This is a genomic window from Winogradskyella alexanderae, assembly GCF_020166335.1.
GTDB lineage: Bacteria > Bacteroidota > Bacteroidia > Flavobacteriales > Flavobacteriaceae > Winogradskyella > Winogradskyella alexanderae.
In genome coordinates this window covers 1-18028 of sequence record NZ_JAIUJR010000011.1, presented here as the reverse complement: position 1 = coordinate 18028, position 18028 = coordinate 1, and the positions used below count along the sequence as shown (strand labels likewise).

At 35.0% G+C, this 18028-nt stretch carries 14 protein-coding genes; 3 read left to right on the top strand and 11 right to left on the bottom strand.

What is annotated here, in order from left to right:
• Positions 1-6: 6 nt before the first annotated feature.
• The 6 genes from LBU54_RS13915 to lysA form a co-directional block, all read right to left on the bottom strand.
• Positions 7-816 carry a M23 family metallopeptidase gene (locus tag LBU54_RS13915; protein ID WP_224531217.1) on the bottom strand — a complete coding sequence of 270 codons (810 nt, stop codon included), beginning with the start codon at positions 814-816 and terminating at the stop codon, positions 7-9.
• A 112-nt stretch (positions 817-928) separates the two neighbouring features.
• Positions 929-1057 (bottom strand): hypothetical protein, encoded by a 129-nt coding sequence (locus LBU54_RS15390; protein ID WP_262899750.1) that lies wholly within the window; start codon positions 1055-1057, stop codon positions 929-931.
• Positions 1057-3753, bottom strand: a complete 2697-nt coding sequence (locus LBU54_RS13910) for a S9 family peptidase (RefSeq protein WP_224531214.1) — start codon at positions 3751-3753, stop codon at positions 1057-1059. Before LBU54_RS13910 ends, LBU54_RS15390 begins: the two co-directional genes overlap by 1 nt.
• Before the next feature lie 309 nt (positions 3754-4062).
• Complete coding sequence (locus tag LBU54_RS13905) at positions 4063-4818, bottom strand: hypothetical protein (RefSeq protein ID WP_224531211.1); 756 nt, start codon at positions 4816-4818, stop codon at positions 4063-4065.
• A gap of 36 nt (positions 4819-4854) precedes the next feature.
• Positions 4855-5586: a hypothetical protein gene (locus tag LBU54_RS13900; RefSeq protein ID WP_224531208.1), complete on the bottom strand. Its 732-nt coding sequence runs from the start codon at positions 5584-5586 to the stop codon at positions 4855-4857.
• 229 nt (positions 5587-5815) lie between these two features.
• Complete coding sequence (gene lysA, locus LBU54_RS13895; protein WP_224531206.1) at positions 5816-7018, bottom strand: diaminopimelate decarboxylase; 1203 nt, start codon at positions 7016-7018, stop codon at positions 5816-5818.
• A gap of 218 nt (positions 7019-7236) precedes the next feature.
• Here lysA and sucC point away from each other — a divergent pair, with 218 nt between their 5' ends.
• On the top strand, positions 7237-8427 hold the full coding sequence (sucC, locus tag LBU54_RS13890; protein ID WP_224531201.1) for an ADP-forming succinate--CoA ligase subunit beta: 1191 nt from the start codon (positions 7237-7239) through the stop codon (positions 8425-8427).
• A gap of 157 nt (positions 8428-8584) precedes the next feature.
• A complete protein-coding gene (locus LBU54_RS13885; protein ID WP_224531199.1) occupies positions 8585-8929 on the top strand; it encodes a hypothetical protein in 345 nt (114 codons plus the stop codon).
• A gap of 132 nt (positions 8930-9061) precedes the next feature.
• On the opposite strand, the gene LBU54_RS13880 is transcribed toward LBU54_RS13885, so the two are convergent.
• Positions 9062-9304, bottom strand: coding sequence for a DUF1456 family protein (locus LBU54_RS13880; protein ID WP_224531194.1), 243 nt, complete (start codon positions 9302-9304; stop codon positions 9062-9064).
• Positions 9305-9312: 8 nt separating this feature from the next.
• Positions 9313-10095 (bottom strand): alpha/beta hydrolase, encoded by a 783-nt coding sequence (locus tag LBU54_RS13875; protein WP_224531191.1) that lies wholly within the window; start codon positions 10093-10095, stop codon positions 9313-9315.
• A 174-nt stretch (positions 10096-10269) separates the two neighbouring features.
• On the opposite strand from LBU54_RS13875, the gene LBU54_RS13870 reads away from it, so the two are divergent.
• Positions 10270-10671, top strand: coding sequence for a TerB family tellurite resistance protein (locus LBU54_RS13870; RefSeq protein WP_224531187.1), 402 nt, complete (start codon positions 10270-10272; stop codon positions 10669-10671).
• On the opposite strand, the gene uvrB is transcribed toward LBU54_RS13870, so the two are convergent.
• The 3 genes from uvrB to LBU54_RS13855 all read right to left on the bottom strand — a co-directional run.
• Complete coding sequence (gene uvrB / locus LBU54_RS13865) at positions 10672-12678, bottom strand: excinuclease ABC subunit UvrB (protein ID WP_224531184.1); 2007 nt, start codon at positions 12676-12678, stop codon at positions 10672-10674.
• A gap of 35 nt (positions 12679-12713) precedes the next feature.
• Positions 12714-17567 carry a T9SS type B sorting domain-containing protein gene (locus LBU54_RS13860; RefSeq protein ID WP_224531181.1) on the bottom strand — a complete coding sequence of 1618 codons (4854 nt, stop codon included), beginning with the start codon at positions 17565-17567 and terminating at the stop codon, positions 12714-12716.
• Between the two features lie 131 nt (positions 17568-17698).
• On the bottom strand, positions 17699-18028 hold a 330-nt coding region (locus LBU54_RS13855), incomplete at its 5' end, for a T9SS type B sorting domain-containing protein (protein WP_224531179.1).

The following is an 18028-nucleotide window of genomic DNA, read 5'->3' as shown; positions in this document are numbered from 1 at the left end:
TTACAATTAATGTTTACGTCTGTAGTATTTACCTTGTTTAAGCTTATTGGTTTTTTGTCCTTTAAACTTAAATGGTATTGAAATACCTCCCGCTTTAAAAAGAACAAAATGTAAATGTGGCGTTGTAGTAAATCCTGTCATGCCAGATAATGCGATAGCCTGGCCTTCTTCAACTTTATCGCCTGTTGCTACAAGAGCACCGTTTTGTTTTAGATGTACATAGTGCGCCATGGAACCATCATTATGCAGAATCAATACCTTATTACCTTTATCGACGCATTTCCGTGTTCTGCAATATTCATTGGAATCTTCTTTGACATAGAATACTGTTCCGGATCTTGACGCTGTGATAGTGTCACCAATTTTGGTGTTGAAATCTATTGCATATCTTGATTGAGGTCGATTATGCGAAAACTTGCCTCCAAAAGATTGAACAATTTTGTAACGCTTACCTTTAGAATAGGGTAGTGAATAGCGATATTCGGAATCTACAATGGAATTTGGATTACCAAAACTTCCCTTAAATGTAACGTAGTCGGTGCTAATTATTGAAGACGTATCTTTTACCTTGGATTGCGGAATTACCAATGCATTAGTAAATGTGCCACTTTGTTTTAAGAGAGCGTAGGGTTTGACCTTAATAAAGTTCTTAGTGCTGTCTAGTGGCGTTAAGTTAATTTCTATCGGAGCAATAAACGGATTAACAAAATCTAAATACACAGAATCATTCTCAAAACGGGTATTTATTTTAATTGTCTGGGCATTTAAATGGGATAAAGGCCAAATGAGAACAATAACAAATATCAAAAACTTCATTTCGCAGAAATTAATTTTTATGAACTAACTACATAAAAAGGACATTATTTTAAGAGTCTTTTTTATTTTCATCATTTTCTTTTTAATTTATTTATTACATTATTACTTAGAATTAATCGCCAACTTCCGTTTCGTCTGATTTATTTTCTTTTTTCATTTTAATATATTGAGACACTAGGCGTAATCCTAATCTTGCGAAGAGAATAACAGCAATCACCATTACTATGTCTACACCACTCATTAGTCTTTTATTACTCTAATACCAACATATACACTTTCAACAGGTTTATTACTATTAGGGTCAACATAGTCGTATGCGCTAAAGCCATAAATTCCATTTTCATGATACTCAGCAACATTACCACCAAGGTCATAAACCATAGCATTACCAATCTTGACAGCTTTAAACTGGCCTATTTCTTTAATTAAATCAGGTTTTTTGTCATCGATTTTTAATTTTAATTTTTGGTAGTCGCTTGGTACAAGATCGTAACCTGCCCAATAATTGAGTGTGTTCTCCTTTGTTGCAACTTTCTTAGCTGATTTATGAAATGCTTTACCTTCTTTAGAGGTTGGTAATCTATAACTCGAGCCTGTTTGTTGCGAGAGCCAATTGACATATTTTTTAGCCATATCAATTGAAACCAAAACAGGATAGTTGTCTTTGCCTACGTCGTAGTTATGATCATTGTCATATGCTTTAAATTGGGCATTTGTTACTTCAAACCTACCGATGGATATAGAGTCCTTTTTAATGGCAACAGTTTCTGGAACTAATATCCCATTTACGTCTTCACCATACAATCCTTTGGTTTTTTTTACGGATTGCAATTTCAAGATGTAATCTAAAGGACTACCCTTCTTGAACGCTTCATTTTCGGAATTTGGTTTATCAAGTAAATAGGTATCTATCCAAGCGATTTCTTCTTTCATTTTTCGCAGTTGATGGGTAATTTTTTGTAAACCATGTGGTTGACCTGGAAACCAAAGAAAGCGGACAGGTGCTTTACCAACTTGTTGTAGCCCTCTGTAGTATTCCCAACCTTGATCTCTTGGTACAGCTCTATCTTCACTACCGTGAAATATTATCGTTGGGGTTTTTATTTTTTCAATTTCAAATAATGGTGATTTTAAAATATAATTCTCGTTGTAGGATTTACCATTGGTATCGTCCCAAGGAGCACCTCCAAAATAGTGCTGATCAAAACTAACTCCAAATCTACATGTACCATAGTCTGAAGTCCAATTAACATCGCCTGCTCCAGGTGCTGCTACTTTAAACATATCCGGATAACGAACAGTCAACATTGTACTTATTATAGCGCCGTTAGACCATCCCATTGTACCGAGTTTATCCTTATCTATTTTACCTTCATTATGCAAGACGTCTATACCTTTAATGATATCTTCCATTTCAGGTTCATAATAATTTTCTTTTATGCTTTCTACATAAGAAAGACCATGATTTGCAGAACCGTGATAGTTTGGTTTTAAAACAAACATACCACGTTGTGCCAAAAGATTAGGATAAGTACTCCAGCGTTCTGACCACATATCTAAATCCTGACTTGCAGGTCCGCCGTGAATTGACAGCATTAAAGGATATTTTTTCCCTTCCTCATAATTTTCTGGATAATAAAGAATACCAGTAACATCTTCGTTGTTATAGCCTTTCCAGACCATTACTTCACTTTTTGTTATCGATTTTTTTGAGAGTTTTTTATTGAGTTTTACCAATTCACTCTCGTTAGAGAATTTATCTCCCTTTAAGTCTGATATATAAAAACTAGGAATTCGCGACGCTGTTGAATACGTATAAACAATTTTATTACCGTCTTCAGAAACGTTGGCTACGGAAACATGATCGTTTTTTTCACCTAAATTTATCTTCTTTTTTGTCCAGGTATTATCATTCTTTTTATAATAGGCCAATCGTCGAGTAGCTCTATTGGCCAGTGAAACAATAATATCATTTTCAACGACATAGTAGCCTCCGGCATGACCTAGTTCCCAGTCTAGATTTACTTTTGTGTGTTTCATTGATTGTAAATCAAAATAGTACAATTCGTTAATCCCAGAGCCATTGTATTGTGGATTGGATCCATATTCTGAAGAAAAATAAAATCCCTTATGGTCATTAGTAAACTTGAAGCCATATGTTGGATATCCAAATTCTGAAAGTATTCTTTGTGTTTCGCCTGTCTCTAAATTTTTCAAATATTGATATGGATCAAGTTGTGCATCGGATGCGTAGCTTATGTTGCGTTGTTCACCATAAATAAGCCACTTTCCATCCTTTGATATTTGATAACCCGTCAGGGGTTTTTTGTTAGAGGTTAATCGTTCTGTAGTTTTTTCTTTTACATTATATGCATATACATGATTGGGCTTCCAGTGCAATGAGTCTTCAACTACAACAACATTGTCTTTTTTCTCTTCCTTGGTGCTTTCATACAAAGTTTTACCGTCATTAGATTGATACAACAATGTTTTTTCATCTTTCCATTGAAGATTTGAGATACCATTTTTAAATTCTTTAACTTCCAAGGCCTCACCACCATAGATACTCATTTTCCATAGTTTCTTACCTTTTTCCCTAGATGAAAGAAAGTAGATATACTCACCATCTTTAGAAAAAATAGGACTAGAATCGTTTTCATCGCCATTAGTTAGCTGAATTGTTTTGAAGGTGTCATCTTCTTTGAGATCTAGTCTGGTTAAATATATATCCGAAACAAAGCGGTCTTTCTCCTTAACACCTTTACGTTTTGTCCATACCACCATAGTATTGTTTGGTGATATAGTAACAGATCTCACGTATTCTGTATTTATTATGTCTTCTGGAGTCCACCGTGAGGGGTCCGTTTCACTTTGTGAATGTATAGCTTGTGTTAAGCTCAAAAAAACTAAAATAAGCACGTTTATTAATTTGTTCATACCATTTTTTGATTATAAGTTTAATTGGCCTAAAGTTACAAATAACCATCTACCACTTTCGTATTTTTTATTTTAAATAAAAGTCGAGTTAACTCTTCAAGGCATTCTAAATCTATAGTAATAAAAAAAGCGTTACTAAATTGTAACGCTTCCCATTTAACGGTTTAAGTTGATAGCTTAATTAACACCATATACTAAACTTGATTTTATAACTTCAACACTAAAACTAACGAAGTTTAAATCAATTTTGAATTGCTAATGCGGTTATACCATTCCGTTAAATATATTGCAAAACTTTGCAGAGTTTTATCAATTGGATGTATATGCAAGGTCTGGTCTCATATAGCCTTCCATTTCTTCGATGCTCAGAATGGTTTGAAACATTTCAAACATCATGTTTTTACCATCTTCTCCCATAAGATCTTCATGGGCTTTGCCTTTTTCTGCCATATGCATTTCATCTTTTGCAGCAACGGAAACAAGATAGTATTCCGATTCGGTTCCAAAACCACTTTTATAGACCCTGTAGTGCATTTTAGAATTATTTTTAGTAAACATTGCTTTTATCTTTTCTAACTTTTCTTTTACCACAGCTCTATTGCTGGGTGTTACATATAGCTTATAATGCTCTCTATAATCCTCGCCTTCAGGTGTTAATGTTAAGCCATTTGGCATATACGATAACTCGGCATCCAAGGTGATAATGTAGTTGCGTTCAACATCATAACATTTATCCATCCTAGTAAATAAAGGCCATACTTTATCTTCGCCAGCTTTTTTAGCAAGCTTTGCCACTGGAGAAGGTTTGTCCAAATCTGCCATTGATGCTATTGGCGATATCCAAAAGTAATGGTTGCTGCTCGATTGAAACACCATCATATTGGTATCTTCAATGGGGTTAGATTCTAATAAAGCGCCAACCTCGGATAGAACAGCTTCATACTCTGCTGTCATCCCTGGTTTAACAATATCTTCGTGTACATGATACATCTGTTGGCCCATTACATTAAGTTGGATTGAACCTAAGGCCAAGGCACAAAACAAGATTGATTTAATAGTTTTCATTTTATTATAGGTTATTAGTAGTGATAAGATTTATTCTTATTCTGTCTTAGACATATCCATATTTTTACTATAAATATAAGACCATCTTCCATCTATGGATTTATCAAATTTAGCACGCATTTCATCTGTCTTCTTTTTGCCATTTGCCTTCTCGTAAACAGTCCAAACACCGTCCATATCCTTATCTAATTCGGCATAATTTTCAAAGGGCCAGGCGACAAGGTAATCTGCATCTTGTTCACCTCCTCCTTGTGCACCATACCAATAAGCGCGTTCGTCACCTTCAGCTTTTTTCACTGCTCCAGATACAGCCTTAACAACATCCATAAAGTCGCTGGAATTGCTAACTCTGAAATAAGTTACCCAGACATTTGCAGATGGTTCTGTGGAATCGTTGCTTATCTCAGGCATACTTTTGGTAATCATGTAGTCCATTTTTTCCATGTGTGGGAGTATAAAATCAGAAAACAGATATCTACATTTACTGCCTGCTTCATCTGGACCTTCATCCATTTCGGCCCAGTTTTCCATCGTATCGGTTACAGCATAAACAGAGTTAGCGCCTTGTACACGGTTCCAAAAGTTCCATGTGCCTTCGCCTCCGTTTTCGGCATAGCACTTTTTGTACATTTTAACGCCTTCCATAAATTGGGCATCGTGGCCCATTTTCACCTTAATGTGTGTTACATTGTTAATTACAGATGAATTGTCATTTTGTCCCATAAGAAAGAATGGAACAGCAAGTAATAGAATACTTAATTTTCTCATAATGTGAATGATTTAGTTGATTAATTAATAGCCAACCAAAACATAGACTATCCAATAGAAACTATAGGAATTATCAGAGATCAGTCACATGTAGCTAGGGAGCAGTTTATGCGATTATACTTGCTAGGTAGTTTATTTATAAGGAAATATAGGATGTAAGATAGTGATATTTTCGGATTAAGTGTGAAAAATCCGATAAAAAATTAAATAGCTTTCAATTGTTATAAGTTTATAGAGTTATCTCTATTTGATTTTGCAAAATGTCGTCGAAGGTTTCTCGTTTTCTAATGAGTTTAGCTTCACCATTATGTATAAGGACCTCAGCCGGTCTATAGCGCGAATTATAATTGCTTGCCATAGTGAAACAGTAGGCGCCAGCATTTTTAAAACATAATATATCGCCTTCTTTTATCTCATTTATACGTCTGTTATTTGCAAACGTATCCGTTTCGCAGATGTAACCAACTACCGAATAAAAACGTTCTCTTCCGGTTGGATTTGAGATATTAATAATTTCGTGTTGAGAGCCGTAGAGCATTGGTCTGATTAAATGATTAAAACCAGAATCAATTTGAGCAAAAACCGTAGAGGTAGTTTGTTTTACAACATTGACTTTAGCTAAAAAGACACCAGCCTCGCTTACCAGGAATTTGCCAGGTTCAAAAGCAAGTGTAAGTTCTTTACCATAATCCTTGCAAAATGCATTAAAACGGTTAGATAATTTTTTACCTAATTCTTCGATATTCGTTTCAATATCACCTGCCTTATAGGGCACTTTGAATCCTGAACCAAAATCTACAAATTCTAAATCCTTGAAATGCTTAGCCGTTTCAAATAGTATTTCACTAGCATACAAAAACACATCAATATCCAAAATGTCGCTTCCTGTATGCATGTGTATACCGTTAATGTTCATTTGCGTATTTTCTACAATCCGCAATAACAATGGTATCTGATGAATAGAAATACCAAATTTACTGTCTATGTGGCCAACCGAAATGTTAGTGTTACCACCGGCCATTACATGCGGATTAATACGAATACAAACCGGTATATCTTGATGCTTTGTTCCAAATTGTTCTAAAATTGAAAGATTGTCTATATTTATTTGGACACCGAGTTGGGCAACAGTTTCTATTTCTTCTAAAGACACTCCGTTTGGTGTATAAATGATGTCTTCAGGGTCAAAACCCGCTTTTAGACCCAGCTGAACTTCTTGAATTGATACTGTATCTAATCCAGATCCTAAAGAATTGAATAGTTTTAAAATCGAAATATTAGATAATGCCTTGACAGCATAATTCAATTTTAGTTTGTTTACACTGCTAAAGGCATCAGTCAATCGATTATACTGCTTAATTATAGTTGATGTATCATAGACATATACTGGGCTACCATAGTCCTGGGCAATGTTTAGAAGATGTTCAGACATTTCAGTAAATTTTATTCAAAGATATTTTTTTGACGCCTCAAAAGCATAATTCTCTGAATAAATATCAATTTTTAAACAAAAAGTTAAATAATTAACATCTTATTCTATGGCAATCATAGATTTATGTTTATAATCATTGGCAAACAAAATCGATTTTAATTTGAGAAACGTTTGACTATCATTATTTTTGTGCCACCAAAAATAATATCGCAAAACAAATGAATTTACACGAATATCAAGGTAAAGAATTACTTAGTAGTTTTGGAGTACGCATACAAAGAGGTATTGTGGCACAAAGCGCCAAGGGAGCAGTAGAAGCAGCCAAACAATTAACTGCAGAAACAGGTACATCATGGCATGTTATCAAAGCACAGGTCCATGCTGGTGGTCGTGGAAAAGGCGGTGGTGTGAAATTGGCGAAAAACCTCCAAGAAGTGGAAGAACTTGCTGGTAACATTATAGGGATGAATCTTGTAACACCTCAAACCTCTGCCGAAGGTAAAAAAGTACATCAAGTTTTAATTGCTGAGGATGTGTACTATCCTGGCGATAACGAACCCGAAGAATATTACATTTCGGTATTACTAAACCGAAGCACAGGTAGAAATATGATAATGTATTCTACTGAAGGTGGTATGGATATTGAGCAAGTGGCAGAAGAAACACCACACTTAATATTTACTGAAGAAATTGATCCTGTTTTAGGTATTCTTCCCTTTCAAGCACGTCGTGTTGCATTTAATTTAGGCCTCTCTGGTACTGCTTTTAAAGAGATGACCAAGTTTGTTACAGCATTATATACGGCCTATGTAAAGTCTGATGCTTCCTTATTTGAGATTAATCCTGTATTAAAAACAAGTGACGATAAAATATTGGCAGTAGATTCAAAAGTTACATTAGATGACAATGCACTTTATAGACACAGAGATTTAGCACAATTACGAGACTTAAGAGAAGAAAATCCTATCGAGGTGGAGGCAGGAGCCTTAGGTCTTAACTACGTTGATTTAGATGGAAATGTTGGTTGTATGGTAAATGGTGCTGGTCTGGCAATGGCAACAATGGATTTAATTAAACAGGCAGGAGGCGAACCAGCAAACTTTTTAGATGTTGGTGGTACGGCCGACGCGGCAAGAGTAGAAGCAGCCTTCAATATTATTTTAAAAGACCCTAATGTAAAAGCTATTTTGATAAATATTTTTGGTGGAATTGTACGATGTGACAGAGTAGCACAAGGTGTGATTGACGCATATAAAAATATGGGTAATATTAATGTTCCAATTATTGTAAGATTACAAGGAACAAATGCTGACATTGCTAAAGACCTAATTGATAATTCTGGATTAGACGTTTTAAGTGCAACCGAATTTCAAGAGGCTGCGGATAAAGTGCAGCAGGTATTGTCTTAGTCATTCATATAAAAAGAAAAAAAAGCACCTTTTTTAAAGGTGCTTTTTTTTGCTCAATGTTAAATTTCTGCAAATCATCGTTAAACAATGTTAATAAGTGTAACTATTCAGGGTAACAAAAGTCTATTCAGTATCAATCTTATAAAAGCGAATAATTATGAAAACATTAAAGATGTTTGTGCTAGCCGTAGCAGTTACGTTTAGCGTTTCACTTTCAGCAAGTGAAAATCCGATCAAAAATGCTGAACCAAAAACAGTAACCGAGACAGTTGGAGATTTATTGAAAAATCCCGATTTACAGTTAACTTCTGAGGTTAATGCCATTGTCGATTTAGTAATTAATGAAAACAACGAGATGGTAGTATTAAATGTAGAAACAGATAATGAGTCTGTTGAGAATTACATTAAGTACCGATTAAACTATAAGAAGTTATCTAAGGAGGCCATTGGTTTTAACAGGGCTTTTAGGGTACCAGTAAAACTTATTCAAACGGATTACTAGAATCAGCTTTAGTAAAATAATTAAGCGCCTATTTAAGGCGCTTTTTTATTGCCACAAACTTAATTCTATCTCACTGTTTGTCATTTTGATAGGTGTTTAAATGAATGACGTTCCAAACAGTTTGAGATAATATTAAGGTTTCTTCTTTGGATTTTTTGGCATTGGACCTCTTAAATAAATGATTAATCCGTTTAGGAAATTTCGAAGAATCTGGTCACCACATTCCATATATTTTGGATGATCTTCACGTCTGAAAAAGGCATTTAGCTCACTTTTTGAAATCCTAAAATCAACTAAGGCTAATATTTTTACAATGTCATCGTCACGCAATTGATGTGCTACTCTAAGTTTTTTGAAAATATCGTTGTTGGTCATAATTAATATTAGTTTTTATCGCCATTGGAAAGGAGCCACTGATAAGCTTTGGGAAAGTGTTCGGACCAAAACTGTTCGTTATGTTCTCCATTTTCTATGATGTTGTTTGAAATATTATTGCTATCTATACCCTTATCTAGTAACAGAGATACCATTTTATTTTGGTTGGGTACCATTGATTCGCCTTCTGCGGTGCCAACCAGAAAGTAAAATCTACTGCCTATAGGTATAGTGGCTGATTTGACTAAGTCATATACTTCTGGATTAATCCAAAATGCAGGCGAGAAGACAATTGCATTACCAAAGGTTTCAGGATATTCTATAGCACCATAAAACGAAATTAAGCCTCCAAGGGATGACCCAAATAGAGTTGTATTATTTACATCACCGAGCGTTCTGTACTTTAAATCAATAAGTGGCTTCAATGTGTTTACGATAAATTCCAGATACCTATCACCAAGACCACCTCCATATTCTTCATGCTTAAATGGCGTTAATTCATCTATGCGTTTTTCATTCCCGTGTGCTATACCTACAATAATACTCTCGGAAGTTTCTAAACTATCCAAGTATTCGTCAATTTTCCATTCGCCAACATAGGATGTTTCGTTATCAAATAAATTCTGTCCATCGTGCATATAAATCACTGGATAGCGGTTTTTAGAATTTTTATAATTCTTTGGTAAACAAACCCAGATTTTCTTTTCGGTCTTTAGTTGAGGCGCTTCAATAACAAAAGTTGTAACTTGTTTAGAAGCAGTGCTTTGCGAATAAAATTTAGTTGATAACAATAGAAAAAAATAAAATAAAAAACGCTTGTAAGGCATGCTATTGTTGGGATTTCAAATGATGAACGTGCTAAAAACACGACCAATTACACACAAATTTTCGACAAGATACATTTTATCAACGACAATAGATTATCGTACCTCTTTAACTTTACATAAGACAAAATTCCCTCAAAAATGATAAACCGTGCTGAAAAATTGAGCCTTCTATCGGAGATGATCGCCTTCGCTCAAATAGATAATAATATTAAGACCATTGAATATAATTTCTTATTTAGTATAGCCAAGCAACTAGATATTTCTAAAGAAGATTTTGAATACTTGTTCCAGCATCCAGTGACATACGTTCACTTAAAATCACATAGTGAACGAATAGTACAATTCCATAGGCTCATTTTATTAATGAATTTAGACCATAAAGTGTCAGAGAAACAATTGGTTAAAATTCACAATTTTGGCTTACGGATGGGATTAAGTCACGAATCTATAAATAGAGTACTTGATCTAATGGACAGTTTTCCGGATAAAATTGTACCTCCAGATTTTCTTATCGACATTTTTAAAGTGCAGTACAATTAACTACTTCACTTTTAATTTTTCAAGTTTTTCTTGGTAGGCGGTTATTTCGTCCCTGAAACGAGCAGCTTCCATAAAGTCTAAGGCTTTGGCGGCTTGTTCCATTTGCTTTCGTTTTTCGCGGATTTTCTTTTCAAGCTGACTTTTAGATAGATATTCGCTCTCAGGTTCTGCAGCTAATTTCGCTTCTAACTCTGTTCTGTAAGTACTTACTGAGTTCTTTGCTAGAGCACTATCCAAACTCTTGTTTAACGCTTTAGGAGTAATGTTATTTGCTGTATTGTAAGCGATTTGTTTCTCTCTACGATAATTGGTTTCATCAATGGTTTTTTGCATACTTTGAGTAACGGTATCTGCATACATAATGGCCATACCATTTAAGTTACGGGCAGCTCTACCAACAGTTTGCGTAAGTGAACGATTAGACCGTAAAAACCCCTCTTTATCCGCATCCAATATTGCTACTAGTGATACTTCAGGTAAGTCTAGTCCTTCTCTTAGCAGGTTTACACCTACCAAAACGTCGAAGATTCCTTTACGGAGATCTTGCATTATCTCAACTCGTTCTAGAGTATCGACATCACTGTGTATATAGCGACAGCGAATAGATATTCTCGTTAGGTATTTTACCAACTCTTCAGCCATACGTTTTGTAAGGGTTGTTACTAATGTCCGTTCATCTTTTTCAACCCGCTCCTGAATTTCTTCAATTAGATCATCTATTTGGTTTAAACTTGGCCTAACCTCAATTTTAGGATCGAGAAGTCCAGTTGGTCTTATAACCTGTTCTACGTATATACCACCTGTTTTTTGCATTTCGTAGTCTGCAGGTGTTGCACTGACATAAATTACTTGATTCTGAAGCGCTTCAAATTCTTCAAATTTTAAAGGTCTATTGTCCATTGCAGCAGGTAATCTAAAGCCATACTCAACTAGATTTTCCTTACGACTGCGATCACCGCCATACATGGCATGAACCTGAGAAATGGTAACATGACTCTCGTCTACTACCATTAAATAATCATCTGGGAAATAATCCAACAAACAAAATGGTCTGGTACCAGGGGCTCTTCCATCTAAATACCGCGAGTAATTCTCGATACCAGAACAATAACCCAGCTCACGTATCATCTCAAGATCAAATTCGGTGCGCTCCTTAAGACGCTTTGCTTCCAAATGTTTACCTATGTCCTTGAAGTAATCATGTTGTTTTACCAAATCATCCTGAATCTCAATAATTGCGTTCTGAAGTACATCTGGTGAGGTTACAAACATATTTGCAGGGTAAATATTTAGTCTATCATAGCGTTCTATAACTTCATTGGTTAGGACATCAAAAGCTTCAATTTCCTCAATCTCATCACCAAAAAAGTGTATTCTAAAAGCATTATTGGCATAGCCCGGAAAAACATCTACCGTATCACCTTTTATCCTAAAGTTTCCATTTTTAAAATCAGCTTCGGTTCTAGAATACAAACTCTGGACCAACTGATGAAGGAGCTTGGTACGTGATATTACCTGATCTCTTTCTAAAGTGATTACGTTTTTTTGAAACTCAACAGGATTACCAATACCGTATAGACAAGAAACAGAAGCTACTACCAGAACATCTCTGCGGCCAGAAAGTAGGGAAGAGGTGGTGCTTAACCTCATTTTTTCTATTTCTTCATTTATTGATAGATCTTTTTCAATATAAACACCAGAAACCGGTATGTAAGCTTCAGGTTGATAATAATCGTAGTACGAAACAAAATACTCTACAGCATTATTTGGAAAGAACTGCTTAAATTCCGAGTACAATTGAGCTGCCAATGTTTTATTGTGCGCTAGCACTAAAGTAGGTCGCTGAACTTCTTCAATTACATTAGCAACGGTGAACGTTTTACCAGAACCAGTTACACCTAAAAGTGTTTGATATTTCTCATTTTGAAGAATACCTTTTGCTAATTGATCAATGGCTTCCGGCTGATCTCCGGTGGGTTTAAAGTTTGATTCAATTTTAAATCGCATGAAGCAAAGTTACGATAAAGAAGAGTCTAAATCAATTATCTTCTAAGTGCAAAATGTCCTTTTATTTGGAAGGATTCTCCATTCTGAATTACATCTGCGATGTACCAGTAATCACCAGCTGGTTGTGCTGTGCCATTAAAGGTGCCATCCCAGCCTAATGAATTATGATTCAGTTCTTTAAGAAGCTTACCATATCGGTTAAAAATCCTAACTATTGTACCGGGTAAAGTTTCCGCACCAGTGATATGCCAAGTATCAAAATCACCATCGTTATTAGGTGTTAAGTGTTTTGGTGTGTCTATGACCAAAACTTCTCTAGTTGTTCTATCGCATCCATTTTGATCTATGACCGTAATTGTGTTGTAACCGATAGGAACGTTGTTGAATGTATTTGAAAATTGTGGTGGCCCATCATTCAAGATATAAAGATAGTCGCCAATACCGTTGATGGTAACCGTTATATTGTTTGGATCAGAAAAGTCAATGGTTTCAACAAATTCAATAATAGCAGATTCAGATTCTGTTACGTTAAACGTACTCGTTTTAGAACATCCATAGGTATTAGTTATAGTAACAGAGTAGGTTCCTATTTCAGTAATTTCAATCACAGAGGAGTTTTCATTAGTAGACCATTGGTAAGTGTCACCTGGATTATTAGTTTCGGCTGAAACAAGAAGTGGTAAATTGTTTAAACATAATACCTGGTCTTGAATTGAAGCAAAGGGCAAAACGTTTATGATTATTTCAAAACTGGTAATAGCAAAGCATCTAGTTTCTATATGTTCAACGCGCGCATAAATAATTTCATTGTTTGTGGCAGTGTATTGGACTTCTAGATGGTTTGTGTTTTCAATAGCGTCAACTTCAGTTATGAAGTAAGTTACTTCAAATTCATTTGGATTTTGGCCATTTAAAATAGATGCTGTTTGTTGGTTTAAATCAACTGTAAGTAACCCATCGTTGTCATCATCACATTCTTCAATATTATTGGGCTGAAACGCAACAGGATTAGGTACAATGTTTAAGGTAAATGGATGAACCGTATAACATTTTGTCGTGCTAAATGCTACTCTTGCGAAAAGCAGTTCTGAATTATTATTATAGTTGAAATCGTAATTTAAAGCATTTTCATTGTTGTCTGCATCTTCTTGATTACTGTGATAACTAATCACTACATTAAAATTTATATCAACTAAATGACTGTTTATATTACCTAAATCAATGTTGTTTGATTCAGTTTCACAAGCTGTATAGGATTCAATTTCATTAATGGCTGGTGGTAAATTAATGTTTAAATTGAAAGGAACAATAATGAAACAACTCGTTGAGACATTTCTGACTTTAGTATAGATGGTTTCGTTTAGCCCATTACTAGTGTAATTTTCCGGATCTGTAATAGGATTGATTTCATTTTCTGCATCTGCTTCTGAATGATAATATGTAAAATCAACATTGTACTGTCGGCCGTCTAAAATATCGAGTTCAATTTCAGTCAAATCCCATGGTAAATTTGATTCAAAATAGTTGCCACATTTAGTCAGGGATTGATTAAAATTAACATTGGGCAAATCAAGAATATTAATATTAAATGTTTCAATGCTATAGCAACCTGATGCATTATTTACTATTCTAGCATATAGTTTCTCGGGATTACTGGTACTCGTGTAATTGAGGTTAACTGGATTTGTACCCAAATTAGCGTTGAGTTCAGTTGTATGAAAACTAATATTTAATTCAAGAGGACTGCCTAAGGAAATTTCATCAACTTTCTCATTCAAATCTATTTGATACGGTCCACTTCCATTTGTGCCACAAACAGGTATATTTGTTGGGCTATTATAAACAGGAGCTTGCCTTATTTCAATTTGCATTGGGGAAATGGCGACGCAACTGTTCTGATTCTCATTTTCTACCCTAACAAAAATGGTTTGAGGGTTTGAAGTGTTTTGGTAGGGCAGTGTTTTGTCTATAGGATTTATGCTATTAATTGCATCAGTCTCATTCTCATAATATGAAACTTGCATATCTTCCTGTCCGTTGATAATAGAGTCATCTTTTTCTTGGAAAACGAAACCCGAAACTTCATTAAGATCTATTTGACATTCAATAAAGTCTTGAATTTCAACATTTTGAGGATTGTTAAATACTCTGACTTCGAAATCAACTATGGCAAAACAGTTTAATTCTGCACGTTCAAGCCTTACAAAAATTGTCTCCGTTTCAGAAGCATAATTACTTGGGTTAGTGATTGGATTTCTATCTCCAAAAGCGTCACCAAAAGAGGTGTAAAATTGAGTTGTGAAATCGTCCAATTCTGTTGAAATAGTTGGTAGAACATTAAATAAGTTTATAGTTGTAAATCCATCCTGATCATCGTCACAGAAAATTAATGGTTCTGGAGACTGAAAATCTAGACTTTCTACCACATTTATATCGAGAGTTGTTATTGAATAGCATCCTGTTAAACTATTGGAGACTCGAGCAAAAAACTGTTGTGAATTACCTAATATGTCATACGTCTCTGTGATCTCGTTTTCATCATTATCCGCATTTTCATATGTTTCGTAGAACTTTACAGATGGTGAGGGTGTGTTTTGAGACATAATATCTCTATAATACCGTAAGTTCACGGTAGTTGTGCCATCATTAGGATTAAAACTACCACAGGCATCGGCAGTTTGGGGTTCTAATGTTGGTACGTCGTTGACTCTTAATGTTACTGAAGCTAAATCTTCACATTCATTTTTATACTTAACTTTTAAAAAGAGTTCAGTGTTATTTGTGTTTATTGTAAATGGGGTATTAATATCTAAAGGATTGGTGCCATTTTGTTGGTCTTCTGCTGTCTCATAGAATATGAGAGTAAGGTCGGCGTAACCACCAATTAACTCTTCGGTTACCACATTTAAATCAAAATCAAAAACACCATCATTTGAAGGATCATCGCATCGATTCACAATTGTGTTTGGACCAATAACATTTCTAGTAACATTTTTGTGCAGTTCAAGAGGAACAATAGAAGTACAATAGCCACCTTGTTCTGCTATAGTCATATATATTGTGAGCTGATTCGTGGTTAATGTTAAAATTGGATCGCCAACAAATAAAAATGCATTGGTTTGGGATAAGGCATCTTCAACGGAAGGGAAATAGTTAACCCTTGGTTCTGGTATCCATTCCGTTATTTGTTCAACTGCTTCATTTAGATTATAGATTTCCTCTGCATCTTCATAGAACTCGTCAATGGGCGTACACTTATTAATTATAAATCTGTCTTGGCCAACAAAAGGACTCTCATTAAACTCCATGGTGAAAGGGACAACAGAATGACATCCGTTAAAATCGTCTACAACCCTCGCATAAAGCGTTTCAGTTTGTTCTGGATATGGATAAGGTGAAGGAATAGCATTTTCACCTAGTTCTGCCTCTTCTTCGGTATAATGAAAGGTTACGGTTCTATTAAACTCAAAGTCTGCCACCCAGAAATCATAAAACTCAAAATCAACACTAGAAATAGATGGAATATATAGCTCTTCGCAAACGATAATAGGATCTATAATTCTTGTATTTGGAGCAGGCTTTATTATAACATCAAACGAACCGATTTGTAGACAGCTATCATCCAAACTTTCAATCCTAAAATAAATAGTTTCAAAATCCTCGGTATTTTGGTAAATTCCATCAATTCCATTGTTATTTGTTTCTGCATCTTCTAATGACGTGTAATATGAAATAATATAATCTTCAGATAGTAGATTGTCAAAAATGTCGTCATTTCTAAGTGTAAAATCAAAATCATAAATACCATCACTTGGTGCTGGATCACAAACTGTCATATCTGGTATGGGAGCTGCGCTTTCAAAACCTAAGACATCAATTTCAATTGCATCTTCCAATGTACAGGTTCCCCCAGCAATAGGTAAGGTGATTTCAACATCATATATACCACTTTCTGTGACTTGAAGTGTTGGAGTATTGGCATCATTAATTTGTACGCCATTTCGATACCATGCATAAATGGCCTGATTATTATTTATGTCTGCATTTAATACCAATTCATTACCACATACTGCTTGGTCAGGACCAAGATCTATTGCATCGCCGAAGCTATCTGCTTCAATGAAAACAGCCGAGTCAAATCGTTGATCAATATGATCAGCAATTACAAACTTCATGTCGTACATTGCACCAGGAATAACACTGGTTGTTGCTGTTAGTACAGTTGTACTTGCATTAAAATTTGTACCAATTGGATCATACCCTAAAAAATAAGCTTCATTTTGCGCCTCACAAAAACCATCGATATTAGGACGTATTGAACTTGTACTGACCTCAATTGCTGTATTCGGGACAAGCGCAATATTTGTATATGGTTCATTGCTTCCGGTTGGTCTTATCAGTATGGCGAAAACATCCTGAAAGCTACATGGATAATCTTGCTGATACTCATCTGATGCAAATAAATACTTAAATGCAACAAAACTATTTGCTGCAACTAAATTGAACTCTATAGAAGTTGCATTTAGTGTTTGATCAATACCTAAAACATTCTGAATCTCTGGATCTGTATTCCAATTGATTTCGCCTTCGCTTAAGGATTGAGGTATGAAAGCATTTCCGGTAGAGTTAACGCTTCCAGTAGATAGTACCAAGCCACTTGCAAGAGGAAAATTAGAATTCCCTCTTTCAAAAGAGCCAAAACTACTTATGTTATTAACTTGTCCGTTGAAGTTTGAAGAGACATTGGTCGCTATGATACAACTTTCGCCAATAAGATCATTTATTAATTGTTGCGGCTGTAAGGAGCTATCTGTAACGATTTGTTGCGCAAATACCAAAGTAAGATGCGCAAAAAAGAAGAGAAATATGTAAATACTTTTCTTTTTCATTCGGTAAAACAAAAATAAACAGCAATAAAGAGAGGTCCTTAGTCTTCTTTTTTGGTTTTAAAGATAACAAAAATGAAATGAAACGTCGATTTTTATTGTAGTTCTAAGTCGTTAAAAAGGATTGCAAAAACCTAACGTCTTAAGGTAAAATGACCTTTAACTTCGAAAGCCTCATTACCCTGCTGAATTTTTGCGACGTACCAATAATCTGTTGCAGGCATTTTGTTACCGTTGTATGTACCGTCCCAACCAGGTGTACTTGAACCCAATTGTTTTATAAGTTTGCCAAAACGATCAAAAATATAAACGATACTTCCTGGTAAGGTTTCAATACCCACGATGTGCCATGTATCAAAATCCCCGTCGTTATTGGGTGTCATGTGCTTAGGTGCATCGATGACTATAACTTCCTTAGTTACATCCGCACAACCGTTTAGATCTATTATGGTAATGGTATGGTA